The sequence below is a fragment of the Blastochloris viridis genome (genome assembly GCF_001402875.1).
Lineage (GTDB): Bacteria > Pseudomonadota > Alphaproteobacteria > Rhizobiales > Xanthobacteraceae > Blastochloris > Blastochloris viridis.
Map to the genome: position 1 here is coordinate 2,037,960 of NZ_CP012946.1, position 21,862 is coordinate 2,059,821.

At 65.2% G+C, this 21,862-nt stretch carries 7 protein-coding genes; all 7 read right to left on the reverse strand.

Going from position 1 to position 21,862, the window contains the following annotated elements:
* Nucleotides 1-2 precede the first annotated feature (2 nt).
* The 7 genes from BVIR_RS09060 to BVIR_RS09090 all read right to left on the reverse strand — a co-directional run bounded on the left by BVIR_RS09060 (nt 3) and on the right by BVIR_RS09090 (nt 21,813).
* Nucleotides 3-2,051 carry a DUF2341 domain-containing protein gene (locus tag BVIR_RS09060; RefSeq protein WP_055037382.1) on the reverse strand — a complete coding sequence of 683 codons (2,049 nt, stop codon included), beginning with the start codon at nt 2,049-2,051 and terminating at the stop codon, nt 3-5.
* Between the two features lie 13 nt (nt 2,052-2,064).
* Nucleotides 2,065-3,708 (reverse strand): ShlB/FhaC/HecB family hemolysin secretion/activation protein, encoded by a 1,644-nt coding sequence (locus BVIR_RS09065; RefSeq protein ID WP_082416883.1) that lies wholly within the window; start codon nt 3,706-3,708, stop codon nt 2,065-2,067.
* Between the two features lie 721 nt (nt 3,709-4,429).
* Complete coding sequence (locus BVIR_RS09070) at nt 4,430-5,404, reverse strand: FecR family protein (protein ID WP_060832998.1); 975 nt, start codon at nt 5,402-5,404, stop codon at nt 4,430-4,432.
* A 50-nt stretch (nt 5,405-5,454) separates the two neighbouring features.
* On the reverse strand, nt 5,455-6,018 hold the full coding sequence (locus tag BVIR_RS16380) for an RNA polymerase sigma factor (RefSeq protein ID WP_082416884.1): 564 nt from the start codon (nt 6,016-6,018) through the stop codon (nt 5,455-5,457).
* Between the two features lie 122 nt (nt 6,019-6,140).
* A complete protein-coding gene (locus tag BVIR_RS09080; protein WP_169788594.1) occupies nt 6,141-6,749 on the reverse strand; it encodes an energy transducer TonB family protein in 609 nt (202 codons plus the stop codon).
* 101 nt (nt 6,750-6,850) lie between these two features.
* Nucleotides 6,851-7,513, reverse strand: coding sequence for an STN domain-containing protein (locus BVIR_RS09085; RefSeq protein WP_145912011.1), 663 nt, complete (start codon nt 7,511-7,513; stop codon nt 6,851-6,853).
* Between the two features lie 389 nt (nt 7,514-7,902).
* Nucleotides 7,903-21,813 (reverse strand): filamentous haemagglutinin family protein, encoded by a 13,911-nt coding sequence (locus BVIR_RS09090; protein ID WP_082416888.1) that lies wholly within the window; start codon nt 21,811-21,813, stop codon nt 7,903-7,905.
* Nucleotides 21,814-21,862: the final 49 nt, after the last annotated feature.

Below are 21,862 nucleotides of genomic sequence, written 5' to 3' on the forward strand. Positions count from 1 at the left end.
ACTCACTCCGCAGCGATCTGCTTAGAGGCGTGATCCGAGCCGTCGACGCGATAGACCTCAGCCGTTTTCGTGACGAACTCGTCGACGAAAACCTGCATATCGGCGGTGAGGTTGCGGATCTTGACGGTGAGATAATTGTAGCCAAACAGCGCGGGGATCGCGACGGCAAGACCCGCGACGGTCGCCACAAGAGCGGCGGCAATGCCCGGCGCGATGGCATTGACGTTGACGTCGCCGGAGGCGGCGATCGCCGCAAACGTGATCATAACGCCGACCACGGTGCCAAGCAGGCCAAGAAACGGCCCGCCCGAAATGGCGATGGTCAGCAACACCATGAGGTGGTTGAGGCGCTGTGTTTCCCGCACCAAGCTGCCATCGAGCGCCGCACGGATCGAGGCGATCGCCGCGCCTTTAAGGCGGCGCTTCTCCTCACCCCTGAAACGGTGCTTCAGCTCGGCGGCGCCGACATGGTAGAGGCGATAGAGCGAGGCGTGGCGCATCATCCCGGCGTCGCGCTCCGGGATGCGATCGCCGAGGGGTGCCGCCTCCTCGTCAGCATCGCCCGCATCGAGCGCCGTCAGATCCGCCGACATCTCGCGGAAACGTTCCATGAAGCGCGCATTGGCTTTGGCCTGACGGCTGAGGTAGAAGGTCTTGTCGATCATCACCACCCAACTGATGACCGCCATCACCATCAGGATGCCGATGATGACCCAGCCATCGAATGTCACCGACTTCAGGATGATCGCGAAGTAGCCGCTGAGCCAGCTCGCGGTCTCCTCGTCGATGCTGAATGCGAGGAGCTTGCCGACCTCGGCGCCCTGCCCGACCGCCTGTACCCGGACGTAACCGGCCGACCGGGCAATTTTCGAAATCTGCAGCTCGTCGACCTCGCCGGCAAAGCCAACCATCGCAACAGGCGCGGCGATGGGAGCGGGCGCGGCGGTGACCGCGGCCGGAGCTGCTGCCACGTTTGCCGCGTCGGCGGATGCGGCCGGAGCAGCGGCACCGTCGGGTGCTGCCTCTGCGGGGGCGGACACGGGCACCGCCGCGGCAGGAGCGGGCCGCGCCGTATCGCCGCCCAGCAGCGCGATCGAGGCCAGCGCCGGAGTCGTCGCGGCAAGCCCGCCATAGGACTGGCCATCAACGAAGATCCCGATCTGGGATCCGGTCGAGACCACCGCGAGGTGATGCCAAGTGTTGGCCGGGACCGGTACACCCGCCACGCTGCGCTCGGAGCCACCCTCGCGAGTGACTTCGACGAAAGCAGCGCCATTGTCGAGCCCGACCACCAAGCCGTTGCGACCATCGCGGCGGCTGTAAAGCACCGCGTTTGGCTGGGTCGCGGCCATCTTGATCCAGGCCGACCACGTGAACGGCGCACCGGCCGCGAACGCCAGCGACGGCGTGCCAGGAATGGTCAGAGGCGTGCGTCCATCCAGGCGCAGGCCAGTGCCGATCATCGCACCGTCAGCGGGCTGTCCGGCACTTTGGGCATGGTTCGCCCAGGGCGAGGAATCCTGTGCGGGCGTGCCGCGCTCGGCCAAATGATAGACCAGCAGGGCATCGGGATCGTACGTGCCCTTGGCGTCCGAAGCGGTCACGGCCTTCTTGTTGCCGTAGTAGAGCCAGATCTCGGTTTTGGCGCCGGCGGCAACATTGGGCACCTGCACCCACACCAAGGCCTCGCCGAGCAGCGAGTCGAACTTCTCAACATGATGCTTGAGCGGCGTCTTGTCATCGCCCGCGACGAAGCGCAGATCGGCGCCGTCATCCTTGGCCGAAGCGAAGCGGAAATTGCCGACGTGAAGCCGAACCAGCACCGGCACCGTGCCGATCGGGTCATTGATGGTGGCGCCGGTCGAACTGGTGTCGAGCGTGATCTTCTTGCGCATCGACCAGTCGTCGTTCCACCATGCTCGCGCCGTATCGGGCGCCAGCACTGCGCCGGCTGCCGCGCCAACCACCACCGCGATCACGGCGCGCGAGGCAGCCCATCGAGCGGCCGTCCGGGCGAAGCGCGCGAGATGCGCCGAGATACCGAGTTTCATGCGTGCGGTTCCTTTAGAATTCGCCCCAGAAGCGGAACAGCACGCGGGCGTGGTTCGCTTTGGTGGAGGCCTGTTCGATCAACGGAATCGCGTAGGCGACCTGGCCGTTGAAATAGTCGAGCGCGCGAAAGCGGGTACCGAAGCCGTAGCTGGCGAGATCGAACTTGTCGTCCTGCTCAGGCAACGGCTCGTAGATGGCGGTGACGCCGCGGTCGCCGAACGCGAACAGCCGCATCTCATTGAAGAGCTGGATTTGCGGCCCGTCTGCTGGCGTCTCCGGCTTGAACGTGTCGCGGAACAGCGCCACCAGATCCGGACTGCGCAGCTCGATCGTGCCGGCGGCGCCATAATCTCCGACGGTCTCGGATTCGAGATAGCCCCGTACGGTGTCGAGCCCACCAACGCTGAACTGCTCGCTGGAGACCAGCGGCTGGTCGCTGGCCTGTCCCTGAGCCTTTCCGAAAAGTTGGAAGCCGTGCGGCAATTCCACGGTCTGTGACAGGTCAGCCTTGAGCACCGAGAAATTCCCGGTCGCCTTGTAGCGCTTGTTGTCAAAATCGAGCGGATCGCTGCCGAGGCCTCGCACGCCATGGATCAGGCCGGCGCCGAACTGCGTGAGTGAACCTTCACCCTGCCACGTCGCATTGTAATTGATCGACAGCGGATAATAGGTCACGGGCGTCGAGGAACTTGCGGCATCAAGCTCCACCGATTGATCGAAGTGCTTATAGTCAACGCCCGCCGAAACGGTGTGAAAAAATCCGTCGAGCCCCGGCAGCGTCGCGATGGCCCGGGTGCCGATGATCTGGCCCGGACCAACCACGTTGATGCCGCCGACTGTCGCGACGCTGCTCTTGGAGTCGACGCCATAGACGAGAATGTTGACCCGGTCTTCGTCGTAAGGGCGCCACAGATAGGAGCCGGACCACACCTCGACCTGATCGCGCGCCTGCGGCGCCATCTGGTAACTGACATTGAGTGAATGGCCGAGCTGCCACAGGTTATCGTAATGGATCGTCGAAACCAGTCGCAGATCCTTGGTGTTCGGGCTGTTCCGATTGTTCAGCTCGACACTGGCATGCAGCGGGAACTTGTCCTCGACATTGAGGTCGATATCGACGGTTCCCGGCGTCGCGCCCGCGCGAAGCGCCGGCGTCACCCGGCGATCCGGCAATTGATTGAGGCGGACGATGTCCTTGCTGATCTCGTTGAAGTTCGGCAGCTTGCCTTCGGCGACCGCCGGCGCGTTGTCCCTGATGTGGTTCAGATCGAAATAGCGCGAGCCGTTGACCCGCACCTGCCCGATCCTCTGCTCTGTCACCTTGAGCACGATGACGCGGCGTTCGGGATCCTGGTCCGGAACCGCGACGCCAACAGTCTGAAACCCTCGGTCATGATAGGCTTTCTCAAGCGCGGCCCGCGCCTTCTCGACGTCGGCTGCACTCCTGTTCGGACCCAGGAACGGATACACCGCCTCCTCGACGTCGATCTGCTTGAGTTTGTCAGCGCCCTGGATTTCGAACTCGTCAATGTCGAACCGCGACGGGCGCGGCTTCGGCGGTGTTGCGGCCGCAGCTGGAGAAGCCTCTAGCTCGCCAGCCGGCTGTGCGAGGGTCGGGGTTGCCCAAAGTGAACACGCTGCGAGTGTGACGACCATTGTCACTCGAGCGCCAAACCCCGATTTTCGCACGGCCGCCCCTGCAGCCGTATCAATCGTGAGTGCCGCCGGTCGATACGATCGACGACAGCCGGTTCCGGACACGAACGACAAAGAACACCTCCCGCCCCAACGCGCCTGAAGCTGCGTTCGGTTCGAACCTTCCGATTCCTAGACGGCGGGAGATGGGGAGTTGCGAAATCGTAAATCACTGTTTGGCGTCGCAGGCACGCCAATGGCCGCGGCGGAATGTCCTGCTCGAATGCTGGGATGTGACGGCGGATCGGGACGATCGCTTCCGCCAGAAAACGACCAGCCGCGAAACTTCGTGTCATGCCAAGAGTCCCGGATGCTGGCGCCTGGGGCCGTTGACACTCGCGGATTTTCGTTTCGGAACTGAACGACCCTCGCCTGGAGGGCGAGGGGTTCGGAGGAAGTCGACCAAGGTCGACTTCTAGAATGCAAACGGCCCCGGTGCAGCGCTCCCGCAACCACTCTCAAGACCGTCGGAGCGCCCGTCGGTGACTGTTGCACCCGAAATTCGGCCCTCTGTCGGCCTCTTCTCTGGCGTCCTGCCCGCAGAACATCATCGCGCTGACGCGCGATTTCGTCGGGCTTTTCCTTCGCCTGAAGGCGAGGGTTTGGGTCCCACAGGGGACAATCAATGATTTCACAAAAATCCGCGATCGGAACCAATGGTCGACTGTCGCCGCCATTGATGTCAGCCGAGCAGAACCAGGCCGCCGGGAAATGTGGTGATTGTCACGCCGAAGGCGTCCCGGATCTGCGCCGTGACATCGTCGAGGCGATCGAGATGGAACGTCGCGTTGACCAACCGTCGGGCGACGTCTGAGTTGATCACGACGATACGTCCCGGCCGATAGCGGTTGACCTCGTCGATCACCTGCCCGAGCGTCTGATTTTTGAAGACCAGAAGACCGGAAATCCAGGATGTCGTGGCATCTGGATCGACAATCGTCACCGGACCCAGCCGATCCGACGAGTAGCCCGCCTGCTGGCCTGGCCCGAGTTGCAGGCGCTCGGCGTGATGGTGAAGGTCGATGTCGCCGGACAGACAGGTCACCGTGACAAATCGGCCATCCCGCCGGACGGCGAAGCCTGCCTCATCGGCGAGAATGCGGCCGTCCCCCGCCGCCACTTCGACCGGCCCCGTGCCCGAGCGGCGACACGTCACGATCGCCTCGCCCGCCACCAAATCGAAATGGCGCGTTGACGTGCCACGAGACAGGCTGGTCTGGGTGTTGAGGTCGAGCACAACGTCGCTGGACAGCGTGATCCGGCGCCGCTCGCCTTTTGACGTTCGGAAGTCCGCGGCGAGTTCCCCGATCGAGGGCCAGATGCCAAGCGGCGGACGCGCCGACAAAATGCCGACCGCCGCCACTGAGGCGGCGAGCGAGCCGATGAGCATCGTGCGCCTGGACAGCGTTCGCGACGCCCGCCTGTTGGGTGTCGATCCGGCGCGAGCCGACACGACCTGCGCTGCGGGGCCCAGCAGTCTCCAGGTGCGGACCGCTTCACGGAAGGCCGCGTCGTGATCGGGATGGCCCGCGCGCCAGCGCGAGAATGCCTCGGCGTCGGTCAGGGTGGCATCCCCTGACTTGAGCCGTAGGATCCACATGAACGCCTCGCGCTTAAGTGGATCGAGGCCAGCTATGGAATTCTCGATGTCGGCCACGGCCCGTCACTTCCGTGCCGGGCGCACCGTGTTCGGTGTCGGCACCAGCTCTATTCTGAAGACGATTCTCGAGGGCGTGGACCGAATCTCGGTTTCCACTCCCGCCCGAGCCGGGCCGCGCAGTGCTCGACCGCGGATTTCAACTCGATCTCAATGGTTCGAACGGTTACTCCGAACCGGACGGCGAGATCGCGATGGGATACATCACCGAGCCGAGCTGCAACGAAAATGTCACGCCGGCGCGGCGGAAGCTCCAAAATCGCGCGCTCCAGAGCTTCCAGATCCGATTTTGCCTCGACACTCCGACAAGGATCCGGCGACTCATCAGCAATGTCGAGTAAAGTGTCGACCTCGGCGTCCGTCAAGCGACGGCGCTCGGCTCGCCGCCTGTCCGATGCAATATTCAGGGCGATCCGGAGCAGATAGGCTTTTGGATTGTGCATCGGCCCGATTTCGCCCAGCTTCTCCAGGCGAAGAAACGTCTCGTGCAAAACGTCGCCAGCCAGATCCATGGACCCGAGCCGGCAGGTGAGTTGCCGTCCGAGTTCCTTGTAATCGGCGAGAAATAGGTCTCGCAGAACGGCACTGCCGGACTCGCTTGCGACCGTCGACATGCGCCCATCAAGCCGGCTGCCGGCTTGCCCCCCAACGCTCCTTGACCTAAGGCTAGACCACTACGAATTGATGACACCTGGATGTCAGTCCAGATCGACGGGTCGGACGGTTCCTCTCCAGGTCACGACGTAGACCGCTTCAGGCTGAAATCGATGGGCAGAAGAACGCGCTGGCGCCCCGCCAGCCCGAGAGGAACAGGCGGCAGCGGGGCTGCGCGGCGGATCGTATCAACGGCCTCGCTGTCAAGAATGAGGTGGCCGGAACTCGACGCAACGCGGATGTTGCTCACCGCTCCCTGTCGATCCACCTCGAAATAGAGCTGGACGATCCCGCTCAGGCGCTCGGCGCGCGCGGCGGCGGGATAGCGGCGATACCGCGCGACATGATCATAGATATCCTGCTGGAACGCTGCCGAGAGGCTCGCGGAGTTCGCCGCATGGACCTGGGTCGTGGATACACTTCCGCGCGCACCGGGAGGTCGGCTGCTGGGTGGCTCGGGCTCCTTGGTGCTGTCGTCGCGCGCGCGGTCGATTTGCAGCGCCGGTTCGCGTTCCGGTTCGGCCGGAATGGCTGCTGCCTGGTGCGCGGCGGCCTCAGCCTGATGCTGGACGATTCCTTCGGCCGGCACGATCGACACCTGAACAACCCTGCCCTCTCCGAGCTGAGACGCCGGGCCGCCGGCGCGTGCGAGCCACCCGACGAAGACGATGAGTGCCGCGAGCGCGAGCACCGAGAGGCCGCCCCCGACCAGGAGGACACGCGAGCCGTCCGGCGGATGCCACGGTGCGGCCGGTCCCTGCCGGTTCGCCACCGTCGCAGGTCTTGCCCCAATCATAGCGTCCGCACCGTGATCGCCACGTGGATCGGGTTCGGCATGCGCGGTGGCGGCGCTTCGCTCACCACCAGCCCCTGCAGGATACGAAAGATCGTGGCGTCCCGCTCGCGATCGCCGCTGGACCGCACCAGCTCTGTCCGCCGCACCGCGCGGTGCTGGTCGACCCAGAGCTTCAACCCGGCGCTGTAGCGGCCGCCTTTCGTCCTGGTGTCCTGCTTCAGCGCCTTCTCGATGTCGGCCCGCAGGAGGCCGGCATACGTCCGGAACCGCTCGTCATCACCTTCGTCGGCTTCGACACGCAGCGGCTTCAGGACGAGATCAGCAGCCCCTCCAAGCGGCGCGAGCGGCGGCTCAAGCAAGGTGCCGGCAGACGGCCGCATGAGAACGACGGCATCGTCGCGCGTGAAACGGATGCGCAGGTCGGTGCCGGAGATCAGCATTTCCAGCGCCGCCTCGGGGGTGAAACGTCCACTCGCGCCGCGCGAGCGCAAGCCGAAGGCCAGGTCGCTTTCATAGAGCACCTGGACGCGGCTGATCCGGCTGAACGTCTCAAGCGCCGACGACAGCGGCTGCTCGGCGATATCGAACTCGATGCGATCGGAGGAACCGGCCGCGCTGGCGGCGCCTGCCAGCAGACATCCCGCCAAAGCAGGCGCCACGCCGCGAAGACTCCATCGTGCGGGTCGCATAGGTATTCGATGCCTCGTGCCCAATCGATCGGGCCGCGTTCGAATGCGGCAGCCGCCGGGGTGATCGTGGTCGCTGCCGCAGTATTTCGCGTCGATTATGGAATCCGGCATTGGGCCGGGCAATAGGTGGCCGCATCGCTCAGCAATTCGGCGGATGAGTGTGGCCGTGTCGTCGTAGCGTCATAAAACAGGCCCCCACGCCGCCCCGTCGTCGTCAGACGCGTAAGGTCGAGGGGTGGACGCTGGTGATCGATCCGGACGTCGCCTGAACGCGGCATCGACGCTGCGACGTCGGCAGGTCCACCATCAACCAGAAGCGGCGATGCGGCCGTTCGCACCCGGCACAATCCAGTGCAGGCCTATCGCCCGACCGCCTGTCGCCTCATTTCGGTCAGTTGCCTGGCCTCCGCGTCGGTGAGTTCGCCGACACCAATGACTTGATAGCGGCTCCGTGGGTCTTGCTGTTGATTGCTGCCCTGCCGGCCGTCGTCGGTTCGGCGCCGCTGTTCGTCCGTCGGGCGATCGGAATTTGGAGAACCATCGCTGCCGCCATATCCCAAGATCTCGACGATAATGATCGAGGACCGGTCGGAGGCAGGGTTGATCGCCGTGGCCACCGGCTGCGGCGGTGGGGGCGTCGAAATCGCCGCGGCGAGGCCGCTGACACTGGGGCCCTGGATGGTGGGCAGGCCGGTCGCTTTGCCGCCGACCTCGATATTGCTGGCGTTGAGCAGCGTGACGGCGGCAACCACGGCGTTACCGGAGACCCGGATTCCGGCGGTGCCGGCATCGATGGTGCCGCGCGGCGCCAGCAGAAAGATTTTGGATTTGCGCGCGACCTTGGAGGTCTTCAGCACGCCGATGCCGGCGCCGCTGACGTAGCCGCCGAGGTCGACCGATTGATAGTCATCGGGGTCGTAGATCGCCTGCAGCGGCGGGAACGACAGCGTCGTCTTGGAGCCGCGGCCGGCGTCGAGATCGCCGTTGGAGCTCCACATCAGAACATCGCCGCCCTGGGTGGTGAGAACGCGGCTGGAATTCACCAGCACGTCCTGGTCGGTGAAGGTATTGATGGCGCCGACGCCGAGGCTGAGGATGCCGATATCGCGCAGCTTCAGCTTCGGATTGGTCTCGGACGCGAGCTGGCCGACCCGCATGCTGCCGCTCGGGCCGAAGATCGAGATGTCGCCGCCGAGCTGGGTCTGGATGGTGCCGTGGAACATCTCCAGATCGCCCCAATGCTTCAGCGCGTTGGCGCCGTTGCTGCCGCCGCCCAACGCATTCTGGGTGTAGCCCAGCTCCGCGGGGAACATCGTGTTCACCATCCGGTAGCCGCGCTGATAATCCGTCACGCCCCCCTCGATGGCGAGTCCGACCGCCTTCAGCTCGGCGAAGAACACCTGATCCACGAACACGTGCCGCAGTTCGAGCGGGAGCGCGTTGAAAGCGTCCCACGCCGCGCCGTCGCTTGCCGCCGGGCGGCCGATGCGCGCCAGGAAGATCTTGAGCTCGCCGAGATAATTGTGCTCGACGAGGCTGGCCTGCGCCGGATTGATATAGGTGTTGATCACCGCCTGGTAGTCGATCTGGGATTCGGGCCCGCGAGCAACCGTGCTGCCGGCCGGCAGCGGCGGCGCGACACCGAACATGATCAGCAGCTCGGCGCCGGTCCTGGACAGCAGCGGATTGCGCATGGTGGCCGGCTTGGTGGAGGAGTAGCCGCCTTGCAGCACCGGATCGTACAGGCCGATCGACCCGACTATTCTGCCGTAAACCGTGGAGCTGATGTAGATGTTGCCGACCGGCGTCGTACTGTTGTTGGCGACGGAGACGATTCCCTGCTGCTGGGTGACTTGCGCCGCGGTGTCGTGCGCCGCTGGCAGGAACGGGCCAAGATCGCGGCCCGCCTCGACCACGAAGAAACCCGGCCCCGCAATCTGCAGCCCGCCGGCATTGTTCCAGCCGGTATAGCTAATGTCGCGCCCGGCGATCACGGTGCTGACGCTGTCGTCGGCGATGTTCTGCACGATCAGGTTGAGATCGATGATGTCAGTGCCGGCATAGATCCTGGCCGGCCGGTTGATTTCGACGCGCGTGTAGCCGCCCTGATAGAGGTCGCTGCTCTGCTGGAAGATCGTTTTGCCGTCAGAGGATCCGAAGGCTCCGGCGGCCTTGATGCTGCCGGTCATGGCATAGATCCTGGCTGTGGTGTCGATGCCGAGCTCGGCGTCGTCCTGATGCGCGAGCACCGCAGCACTGACGGCGCCAGCGTAGCTCGCATCGCCGTCATGCGTGTCCGCCCAGGCATTGGGCCGGAACGGGTCGAACGCCTTGTCGAGCAGCGACGGGCCTGCGGAGATGAACGGGCGATAACTATTGGAGGTTCCGTTCTGATAGCCGAAGGTCAGGTCGATGCTTCCCGCGGCGAGCAGGCTGAAGGTTCCGTGCTCGGAGCCGCTCAGCACGATGCCGGGCATTCGATTGCTGGAAGCGACTCCGATTCCGGTGGTGACGATATTGCCGGCGAGCGCCACTGCCTCGAAGCTGGCCGGATAGGTCTGCGCCCCGGACGTCGGCGCCGGCGAGATAAGAAGATCTCCGGTCAGCGCGGTGATGCTGGCCGCGCTGTCAGGACCGTAGGTGTCCATGAACAACGTATAGTAATTAAGTGTGGTACTCACGTGCAGGTTAGGATTGACCTGGCTGGGACTCTGGACGTGCAGTTCGGCCGGATTGATCACGCCGGCGATTGAAACCGAACCGGCCTGCATGGCGATGCGGCCGAGATCGACCGCGAGCAGCGGCAGGTCGGGGAGCTTCGCCGTGCTGCCCGACCTGACGATGGTGCCGTTCTGGCCGACCGCGCGCCCGGCCACGATGCTGGCGTGGCCTGAGCCTTCGTAGAAGGCGCCGCCGAGAATGTCGCGCCCGGCGCGGACCAGCATGTTGCCGCTGTCGTAGATGTGGGTCACCGGCGTGCTGGTGGCGGTCAGGCCGCCAGAGACCCGACCGGTGGTCGGCAGCGACACCGAGACGCCCTTGAGGTCGCGGCCGGCGATCACGGTGGCGTTGCCGCCGGCGCTGAGGAAGCCCTGCTGGAAACTGCCGTACTGAATCCACCACGCGGTTTGCGAGGCGATTCGCGTCTTGGTGGGAGCGAAAGCGCCCTGGCCACGCGTCGTGATAGTGCCGGCGGCCGCCACCTCCGCGGGCGTCAGCTCGGTCTGCGACAACAGCCACGGCTTGAAATATTGATAGACGCTGCGGCCGTCGGTCGAGCCTGAGTAACCGATGATGTCCTGCTGGGCCTCGATATCGAGATCGCCGCCCTGATAGGGGAACGCGGCGGCGGTCGGCGGACCGTAATACCTGGTCGTCGAGACCCCGGAATAGGCGAGCACCTGCGGCTCGAGAAAGCCGTCGCCCAAGGGATCGGCGAGCGTCGGCGTAGCGGCGCTGCCGATATAAGCGGGGCTGAGCCGCGCGGTGTTGACGCCGGCGGCGTAGATCACGCCGGGCGCGGCGATGTCCTTGATCTGCACGTCGCGCGCCGCGAACACGTCGATGTTGCCGGTGCCGGTCCGCACCATGGTCGGGATGTCGAAATTGACGCTGGCTGTGTAGGCTTGGCCGCCGATACTGATGTCTCCGAACAACGGCTGTGCATAGGACTGATGCTTGTCGATGATCACATTGCCGCTGGTCGCTTTCAGCAGCGGCACCACGGCATTGGGGTTGGCGCTGGACACATCTGCGCCGGCGACGACGCCGTAGGACCATGACCCCGGATTGGTGATGGTCACGAGGTTTGCCGCGCTGCAATCGGTGGTGCAGACGCGCAACGCATTGGGGAACAGGTCCGCTGCGGTGAGATCGGCGCTGCCGGGACTGACGGCATTGGCCACAGCTTTATACGGCGCCGCCAATGTCGTGTGATAATCGTTCAGGTAGGCGGAATATCTGCCCTGCACCAGGCCGGCGTTGGGATAGTCATAGAAACCGACGCCGCGTGCGGTCGTCAGGCTGATGTTGGCTTGGACGGCGATGTTGTAGTTGCTGTCGAGGTAGTCGCCGAACTGGAAGAAGCCATCGGAAATCGACGCGTTGACGTTGATATCGCCGGCGGTGCGCAGGGTCAGCGCGCCGGGCTCAAACCCGCCCCACGGTGTCGCCAGCCGGTAGATGAAATTGACGTAGCTGGCGTTCGGATCGAAATACGAGTAGCTGCCGAGCGCCACCTGGGTGGTTGGATTTTTGATCGGCGCGCCGCTGTTGTTCAGATAGGTCGCGGTCTGGGTATTGCCGACCGTTCCCGCCGCCAGGTTCCAGTTGCTGACGACGGTGATGTTGCCGAAATTATTGGTCGCGGCCGGGGTCGTCGGATTGTTGACGAGATCGATGCCGGGCTGCACATGCACGATGCTGCCGAGCCGCCCCACCAGCGTGGTCGGATCACCGACGTCATAGAGCTTGGCAAACAGGCCGTCGAACTTGTAGCCGGCGATGCCGCTGATGCCCTTGCCCTCGACGAAGTTCGCCAGCACGTCGGTGTAGAACTTTTGGTGCTCCGCGTTCGCCACCAGCGTCAGCGTTGCGGCGTTGTCCCCGGTATACTGACTGCCGAAAACCCGGCTGCTGGCGCTGGGAATGAAGGATGTCAAAGTCGGGACGAACAGATAGCTCCCGTCCGTCGCTTGGCTTGACGTCCCGTTGAGAGTGGTCGTGGTCACCGCTGCAAACGACGCGGAGGCGCTGCTGCCGCCGCCGCCGCTCAGAGCCACCGTCGGCAGGTTCGTCCCGGTATAGCCCTTGGTCACCCCGGTGATATTGAGGGCCGCTCCCATAACCACGGAAGTAGTCGCTTGCGTCGGGTTCGCCCCACCGCCGGAAAATGCAAGGGTCGCATCGGCGAGACTGGTGTAGCCGTAGTTGGCGGCCACGGTGATGCTCGTCACCTTCAGGGTGCCGCCAATTCCTGTGGAATAGTACACCCCGTTCGAAGCATTCCCGCACGCTGAGAGATTGCCACTACAGACGCGCAACTGGTCCGGCAACTTGGTGAGGGTGGACGCGTAGGTTGCATTGACCGAGATATTGTTCACGGTGAACAAACGGGTAGCAGGATTATATGAATTCCCGCTATTGGAGGAACCTATCAGGACGAGGTTGCCGTTTTGATCGGTGTTGTACAAATAGACGCGCGTCCCCACAGGAGCGGTTTCCGATGGAAAAGTCAGGGCATTGAAGCCCATATTCACGGTCAGCACCGGGGCGGCCCCCCATTGGGGCTGACTGATCTGGACGATCGGTCGGGAATCGTAGACGCCGCCGGTGCCCACACTAATGGTACGGACCTGCAGGCTCGGTCGGAAGGTCGTGCCGGTGACCGGATCGGTGACGTCGTAGTAGGTGACGCCGTTCACCGTCTGCGGAGTTGGGACGCCGATGTTGCTGCCGCCGCGCGTGAGAACGACGACCGGAACGGAGGTGTAGCCGGTCCCCGGCGTCAGTGTGAGCTGCTGGCCGGTCAATCCGGTCCACGTGCCGAAGTCGATCGAACCGCCGGTGGGCGACGCTGTGCCCGCCGGGTCGATGTAGCCGTCCCATTTCACCGGCGTGCCGTCGGATGCTCTCAGGCTGCTGCCGTCGAGGCCGTTGACGTTGTTCGGGCTGGCTTCGGTATTGAAACTGGCGAAGGCCTGAATGTTGACGGCGCGGGCGCCGGCGATGCTGGCATCGAGTGCTGCGATTTTTGCGTTGTCGTGGCCATCGAGCGGCGCGCGCAAGGTCACGGTGCCGCCGAGCAGCCCGCCCTTGATGCCGCCCGAAACGTCGATCAGCGATCGACGACGGTCGTTGCCGACCTGGTCGGATTGCAGGTCGATATTGCCGACCGCGCTCCAGCGCGTGCCGATGGTGACGTCGCCGCCGCGCTCGTCGTCATGCGCCACCTGATAGACCGCCACCGGCGCATGGCCCGCGACGGTGACGCTGCCCGGCAGGTCGAGCAGCACCGCGCTGTGCGGCGGCAGCGCGAACGCTTGGCCCGCCGCAAAGCTGTGGTAGGTCGCGCCACCGTCCGAGGTGTAGCGACCGCTGCTGCTGAACGCGACGGTGTCGGCGCCGGTGCCGTTGTTGAACCAGACCACCTTCGACGGCAACGCATGGCTGCCGGGATCGAGCACGGCATCGCTGCCACCGGTGCGGGCGAGAATCTGGCCGGTGCTCTTCAGGGTCACCGAATTGCCGCCGAACAGCCCGACCTGTCCGCCCGCCTGGCCGGTGCCGTCGGCGGTTTTGCCGGCATAGCCGTCGGCGTTGATGGTGCCGGCGATGGTCAGATTGCCGGTGGCGCCGGTTGTGTCGGGAATCTGCTTGGTGGAATCCGACGGGTCGGGGACCAGGCCATCGGCGGTCAGCACCACCGCGTTGGCCTTCAGCGTATGTCCCTGCGACAGCGTCAGGTTGCCGGTGCGGGACCGAATGTCGATGCTTCCGCTGAAGCCGCCGGTGAGCAGCCGGTCGGCGAGCGGATCGAGCAAGCCTTGCGGGTCGATGCCAGCGGCATCGACCTGGAGCGCGTTGGCATCGACCTTGAGGCGACCGCCGAGACCCGGACCGCCCTGCCCGCGCAGCTCGCCCAGCAGCACCGCACGGCCCGCGGTCGCCAGCACGTCGATCTCGCCGCCATAGCCCTGGGCTTCGCTCTGCGCGACGTCGATGATGCTGCCGGCATTGGCGCTGACATTGCCGGCATCGGCCTGCAGCACCACCTTGCCGCCCGCCACGAAGATGTCGGCGTCGAGCATCGACACCTTGTAGCCGCCGGCGGCGATCCGGGCGTTGGCCCCGAGCGTGACGTCGCCGCTGGTGGCGTGCAGCGTCAGCGTGCCGGCCTGCGCCTGGATGGTGGCGTTGTCGCTGATGCTTGCCGCAGCCAGCGTAAAATTGCCGCCGAATTCGCTGGTGGCCGGCGGCTCGGCCGCCGCCCCGGCAGGCCGCGTCAGCGTCGCGTTGCCGAGCGTGGTCAGCACGAAATTGTCGCCGCTTCCGGTCGCGCCCGCCACCAGGATGTTCGGCGTGGTGACATTGAGCCCGACCGTGTCGGTGCCGACACCGAGCGTCAGCGTGCCGGGAGCGGCGACGACCACGCGGTTGCCGGCGGACCATTTGACGTTGGCGAAGCCGGCGATGGTCTGGTTCCCGCCGCCGAGCACGATCTCGCTCGCCTCCAGATCGAGGGTCCCGCCGACGCCGGAAACGGCGGCCGAGCTGGCCGAGCCGGTGTTGACCAGGCTAACGCTGCCGCCGACGCGGAATGTCGCATTGCCGCCGGTGCCGGCGATGGTGCGGGCGTCCAGCGTCAGGCGCTGCATCGCCGCGCCCGGATCGAACACCACGTCGCCATAGCTGGTGATGGCGTCGGTCATGGCGCGAAGCGTGAGGCCCTGCACCGCGGCGAACTGGCTCCCGGCGGTGGCCAGCAGCAGGCTCTCGGTACGGCCCGTGCTCGGGACCGCCTCAAGACCGATGCTGCGCGCTGCGAGATTCATCTGGTTGACGCGGAACGTCGCGGTCGGCGCCAGGATGATGGCGCCGGTCTTCTGGGTCGCCTGCACCGTCATGGTGCCGGTGTCGATGCTGGCTCCGCCCTCGATCACGACCTTGCCGAGATCGCTGGCTGGCAGCGCCACTGTGCCGGTCACTACCCCGGACAATGCCTTGCCGTTGTAGGTCGTGCTCGCCAGATTCGCGAAGCTGACCGTCAGCGGCGAACTCCGATCGCCGGCAGGCCCGCGCAGGACAAGGCTGGAATCGTTCGACGCCGCGAACAGAGCGCCGAGCGTGGACAGGCTCGGCTGGGCGAGCGTCGGATTCCATTGCGCATTGGTGTTCGCCAGATAGATCTGGAGCTTCAGCAGGCTTGCGCCGGTAATCTGGGTGCCGGTGCTGTCGAGCGTGCCGCCGAGCGCCGCGGCGATGCTGGCCGGCGTGACGTCGGATGACGAGGCGAAGTAGTAATTGCGGCCATAGCCGAGGTGGACCTCGCCCTGGGTTCGGATCACGCTGCCGGCCTTGATCGTGACCAGCCCGCTGCCGTTGTTTTTGGGTGTAACGCTTTTGACGATCACGGTGGTGGCGCCGGCGCCGCTGCCCACCGTCAGGGTGGATGTGACGGTGTCCATTTCCGGCGCCGCCACCAGCAGGATTTCCGGCGCCGTGAACGCCGCGCCGCCGGTGTCGATCTCGACGTAATTGGCCGTCGGCGTGATCAGGGTTCCGGTCGTGGTGTCGCTGCGCAGGCCGCCGACAAGTACGCTTTCAAATCCAAATTCATTGAGCTGAGTGACATCGACGGAGGCATAGCCGGCCGGACCTTGCTGCCTGACGAATTGCTCATGGCCGAGCACGGCAATCTTGCTGCTCGAAAGATCGAGCTCGCTGCCCCGTCCTCCCGGCGCTGGCAAGGTCAACGCCCTGCCGAGGAGCAGGAGCTGCTGCTGGGCGATGGTGGCGAGGCGTCCGGCGTCGATCGGCAGCCGTGGCACGCTGACGCCGTCATGCGCCGCCTTCTCGGCAAAATAGCTGTTGGCGCGATTGAACTCATACTCGCTGTATTGCTGCCAGACCGCGCCGGTCTGGACCGCGAACAGGCCTTCTCCGGACGACTGTCGAACCGACGCCAGCGAGCTGCCATAGTGCCCCGTCACCAGCACAGTGCCGTCCGGCAGTGTCGTGCCGGACGCGATGTTGCGGACGACATTGTCGCCGTAATAGACCACGCGCAGCGCTCCGGGCAGGGTCGCGTAATGCGCAGGATAGAGCGTGTAGGTTCCGGCCGGAATGCCGTTGCCGCCATCGATCGTGATCTGGGTGCCGACCAGCGGATAGGAATCCAGTGGCGTTTGCGCGGCCAAATAGGCGCCGTTGGCTTTGACGGTGCGGGCGCGCGGCACCGTGAAGTGAACGTCGAAGGCCGCGACCGAATCGTTATACGCGGGAACCAGGGCGTAGACCGACTGCCCGGTGGTCGCGGTCGCCAGCACGTCGCGCGATCCACCGGTGCCCTCGATGAATTGCATCGCCTGCAGGTCGCCGCCGCCGCGCACATCGATGGTCGATCCGGCGCTGACATTCACCACCGCGCCTGCGAGCACGAGGCCCTTGGACGGCGGCTGGGCGAGCGGCTTGTCGCTCGCATTGTAATACCAGTTGGTGCCATCGGGCGTTTCGCCATACGGCACGGTGGTGTCAGCGAGCGTCACTGACGTGAGGCTGCCGGCCCCCAGCGTGACGGTCTGGGTCGTTCCCGAAACGCCAAGCGTGATCTTGCCGAGCGGCGCGAACAGGTTTCCGTCCTGCTCGATCTGCGCCGCCGAAACGGTGAGCGTGCCGGCGGCCGAGAGCGGGATGTCCGTCCTGCTGGCGGCCGGCTTTGCAAAGGTCACGGACCCGGTCGCGCCGGCGTCGATGGTGAAGTCGACGGCCGACACCGGATAGATCCGCTGGGCCTGCAGCCACAACTGCCCCTGCAGGGCCAGGCTGCCGGCGAACCGCGCATTGTCGGCCGCAAGGGTGTTGGCGACGGTGATGACACCGTTGGCAACTTTCGGCGTGCTGAAGCGGATGTCACCCGCGCTCTTGAAGCTGACGCGGCCGAAACCGTTGAAGGCGGCGCCTTCGATATCGATGGTGCGGCCCGAGATCGTCAGCGCGCTGCTGCCGCCTGCCGTCGTTCCGCCGCCGCCGGTGAGCAGCACATAGGCGGCATTAATGCTGGCATTGCTGTTGCTGCCGGGCGCGAGTGAAGAGATGGTCGATGCGGCGATATGCAGCCGGCTGCTGCCGAAGCTGGCGTTGAGATTGTCGTCGACGACGAGGTTGTAGAATGTCGGCGCGATCATCCCGTAGGTGTCGACCGGCCGATGAAACGCGTCGGTCGCAAGGTCGGTGAAGATGCGCGCCGCACCGCCGCGCGAACTGCCGGCATAGAGGAAGATATTGTCGAAGGCCGCAAGTTGGTTGGCCGCCGCGACGATCAGCGCGCCCGGGCTGGTTGTCGCGGTGACGATCTGGGCATCCTGCGTGAGCCGGACGCTGCCGCCGCCGAGGATGATGGTGCCATTGTTGGCGCGTGGATCGCCGCCGGCGGCCTTCAGCGTTCCACCCCACAGGAACGCGCTGGCATCGACGCTGACCGTGCCAGCATCGCTCCACGACCAAAGCGGTGTCGATGCGTTGGTGCGATGGTCGTCCAAAACCTCGATCACGCCGGCGGTCCCCGAGACATCGACCACGGCGCCGGTCTCTGCCATTACGGAACTGCCGGACAGGCTCGGGTTGGCGTTGTAGGAAACGCCGGTCGACGATGAGAACACGAGCGCGTCGAGCGGCTGCGCTGCCTCGACGGCGAACGTGCCACCCGGCAGCAGCGTGCCGCTGGTCGCAGGTCCGCCCGGCTCACCGAAGCGCGAATTGGCGATGAACAGGCCGGACAGGTCGATCGATGCCTGCGATCCGAGTACGGTCTTCAGGGCGTTGATCGCCACCGTCCCGCCATGGTCGATGATGGAGCCGAGCAATCGCACGCTGGCGGCGCGCTGATCCTTCGCGACGTCGGGGGTGTTTTTGAGAATCCGGCTTCCCGCCAACCTGATCGTGGCCTTCGGGTCGGTCACGATCCGTGCGCCGGTATCGAGCAGGATGTTGTTTGCCTTCAGAGTGAGATCGACCGGACTGCGCTGATCGTCCGGCAAGGTGACCAGCGCTGCCGCGGTCGCGATTTTCGTTCCGGTGCCGACATCGAGATAGCTGTCGACACTGGACAGGTTGCGTTGCTGCAGCGTGAGGTCGGTGGCGATGATGATGCTTGCAGGCGTCGCCGACCCATCGGCGAGCTTGGAATAGCCATCGGGGAGCGTCTCCAGCACGATAGCCCCGAAGCCGCCACCAGTGAGCAGATCGAGCGGCGCCGTGATATTCTGGCCGTTGCGCCAGAACGCGGAGCGCTCACCCGGCTGCAGAACTCCCCCGATCCGGATCGTATCGGCGCCGCCCAGCCGCAAGGTGCCGTTCTGCTGGAAGCCATAGGCACGCAAGGTGCCGTCAAGCACGATCGCCGCCAAGCTGCCGTGCTGCGGGCGTGTCGGAATCGATAGCTGTTCAGGATCATACCAATCCGTGGTGCCTTGATAGAGAAGCAGCGAGATGCTGCCGCCCTTCCCGGCCATCACACCGGAGGCGGTGGTCTTGGCCACGCCCCGCTGCGAGATGTAGCCGCCGCCGGAGGCGTCGAGCAGGCTCCCCGTTGCCAGCCGGATGCTGCCGGAGGCATCGTCGTTTTTCGGATTTTCGAAGTTTCTCTTGCTCGTCGAGATGGTGATGCTGCCGCCGTCGATATAGCCGGGGCCGGCCAGATCCGCGTCGGCATGCCCGAAATCATTGACCCAGCGACCGCTGACATCCAGCGTGCCGCCGACAAAGATATCGGCGGTGTATCCGGCGGCGTTCTTCGAATACGCAGGGTCGCCGCTGACATCGGTCGGCAGGCTGATCTTGTTGGCGGCGACGTCGGTCGACAGGCTGATCCTGCCGCCAGCGGCCGAGACGTTGCCGGCGATGTCGATCGCCCCCGAGGTCAACACCGAGAACGCGCCGCCGGCGGCCAGACGGACGCTGTTGTCGGCGGCGAGCACAAGGCTCCTGGCGTTGATGTCGAGCAGGCTGAGCCCATAGCTGGAGAGAGTTTCGCTCGACAGCCTCGCCGTGATGAAGGGTGCCGAGCCGAACGGAAACACCGACTGGAAGTTGGCCGAAGGGATCGCGTCCGGTGTCGCCGGAATGCGCAGCACGGTGTCGGGATCAAAGTCAGCCGGCAGGCTCTGCGTGTCGTCATCGATCACGATCGCGGATCTGGTCACCAGCTTCAGGTAGCCCTGCGAGGGCAGCTCGTCGCCGCTGGCCTGCAGCGGCGTCAGGCGACCGACCGCGCTGCCGCTGGTGTAATCGATCTTGTCGGAGGGCGCCCGGCCGGACAAGATTTGCCGCTCGCCCGCGACCGAACCGAACAGCAGATTCCCTGCGAGATAAGGCGTCGCGGTGGTGATCGTGAGGCCGCCCGCGTCACGCCCCTCGCTGTAGCCCGGCTCATACCGCGACGAGAACAGCGGGCTGGTGTAGGTCTCGGTGATGTTCCAATGGGCATGGTCGAGAACGACGCTTCCGGCCACGCCCAGATAGATCCGGTTCGGGTCCGCGTTCTGCATGTTGTAGAGGCGCCGGTCGGCTCCCACCAGCCACGTCACCGGAACCTTGCCGCCGATGAACTTGACCGAGCCGCCCGCGAGATTGATCACCGCGCCGGACTGCAGCACGACATCGTAGTTGTATTGAACACCGTTGACCAGGTTCTCGCCGGTTTCGGTGCCGAGGCTGACAGTGCCGCCGGCGGTCATCAGCTGGTAGATGCTGCGGCCAACCGCACCGACCACTCCGCTGGCGTCGGCGAGCGGAGTCCCCACCCAGGTCGTGCCGTCGCTGCGCGTGCCGGTGGCGCGAATGTCGATCCACAAGGTCTGGCCATAGAGCGCGCCATCGCGCTGCAGCGGCATGTCGGCGAATTCCGCCCGCGGCTGAAATTTGATGAAGTTGTAGCTGACCGGGAGCGTGACATCTTGCAGGCCGGCGACGTCGATCGTTGCGCCAGGGCTGAGCAGCACCCGGCCCGGGAGTTCAATGTTATTCGGGAAAATTGCGATGGACGTGCTTGGATTGACCAGGAACATCGTGCCGTTGAGCGTCTGACCGTAGCTGTCCACCTGGTAAACGCCGCCGCCCTGCCGCAGGTTCACGGCGGCCGATGGCGCCGAGATCAGCCCGCTCGATCCGAGCGTCACGCTGGTCTGGGCCGTCATCTCGACATAGGCCGGAGTGAAGCTCTGCACGCTGCCGTTCGACGTCCCGCCGATCGGCAACGTGTTGCCGTCGTCGAACGGCAGCATGCTGATCGTACCATTCATGTCGATGCTGCTCACGGCATGCACCAGCACCATGCTGTTACGGCTGATGCTGGTATCGGCCGAGATCACGCCCCCGCTTTCGAACGTCACCCGATCGCCGGTCATGGCGACGATGCCGCGCGGCGTCTCGATCAGCCCGCTGTTGCTGATCACGCCGGTCCCCGACGGAAACCCGTATGAGATCGCCCCGTTCGGATTCAAATACGGGAAGCCGCCGATGCGAAACTCCGTGCCGCGGAACGTGGAACCACTGGGGACGACCGCGGTCGGAAACAGCGAAAAGCCGTTCGGCACCAGTTCTATCGAGAGCCCGGAGACCATGGCCGCTTCGCCGGCCGGAACCGTGATGCTGCCGGCATTGCTGACGTTCTTGGCGAACAGATAGACGAAGCCGGGCGAATCCAGATCGACGATGCTGGTGGTGATCGAGGCGCCGGCCTCGACCCTGACGTCGCCGCCAAGCGAGGTGTAGCGCGCCTCGCTGGCTGTCGGATCGAAAATCGAGAACGATTTGGCGTTGGCGATGCCGTTGGTGAGAAAGAAATTATCGCGGGTGACGCGGTCATTGGTGAGCGCGCCGACATCGAGCGTCGAGGCCACCAAAGCGTGCACGTTGATCTGCGCACCGGCACCGAAGATGATGCCGTTGCGATTGATGACGTAGACGCCGCCCTTGGCATTGATCTGCCCGAGAATCGTGCTCGGCCCGATCGAGGCGTCGATGCGATTGAGCACGGTCCAGTCGGCCGCGTCCTGATTGAAGGTCAAGGTGGTATTGCGGCCGACATTGAAGGTCTGCCAATTGAGGATCGCCTTCGACTGTGTCTGAGTGACATCGACCAACGTACGCCCGTTGACCAGCCGTTCGGTTGGCAGCGTCGCGTTCTGCCACAGGCTCGGGTCGGCTGCGATGTTCGGGTCGGGCATCAGGCCTCCCGCGCGCAGCCCGTCGGGAATCGAACTCGGCGACTGCGCCGCGAGCGCGCTTGCGGCAGCCTGGGACCTGCGGATCGCTTGCATCGCTCCCGCCGCGCGCGCGAGCGATGCCTGTGCCTGCACCGTCGAGGCTGCGGCCTGTGCCGCCGCCGCCTGCTGCGCTGCGACCGCGGCTGCCACCGGCGAGGCCCCCTGCGTTGCGCCCCTTAACGCTCCCGCAGCCACCTCCTGGGGAGCTGCCAGGATCAGCGCGATCGCGCTCGTTCCCGCCAGCAATGCATGCCGGGGAAACCCAAGCCGTGGCCCGAGCCCCATCACGACTTGCCCCGCAATAGCGCATTGCGCCAACGCCCGCGATGATGGG

Bases quoted from the DNA above. Each gene is read 5' to 3' on its own strand.
- BVIR_RS09060 (WP_055037382.1), bottom strand. From the start codon at position 2,051: ATGAAACTCGGTATCTCGGCGCATCTCGCGCGCTTCGCCCGGACGGCC.
- BVIR_RS09065 (WP_082416883.1), bottom strand. From the start codon at position 3,708: ATGGTCGTCACACTCGCAGCGTGTTCACTTTGGGCAACCCCGACCCTC.
- BVIR_RS16380 (WP_082416884.1), bottom strand. From the start codon at position 6,018: ATGTCGACGGTCGCAAGCGAGTCCGGCAGTGCCGTTCTGCGAGACCTA.
- BVIR_RS09090 (WP_082416888.1), bottom strand. From the start codon at position 21,813: ATGGGGCTCGGGCCACGGCTTGGGTTTCCCCGGCATGCATTGCTGGCG.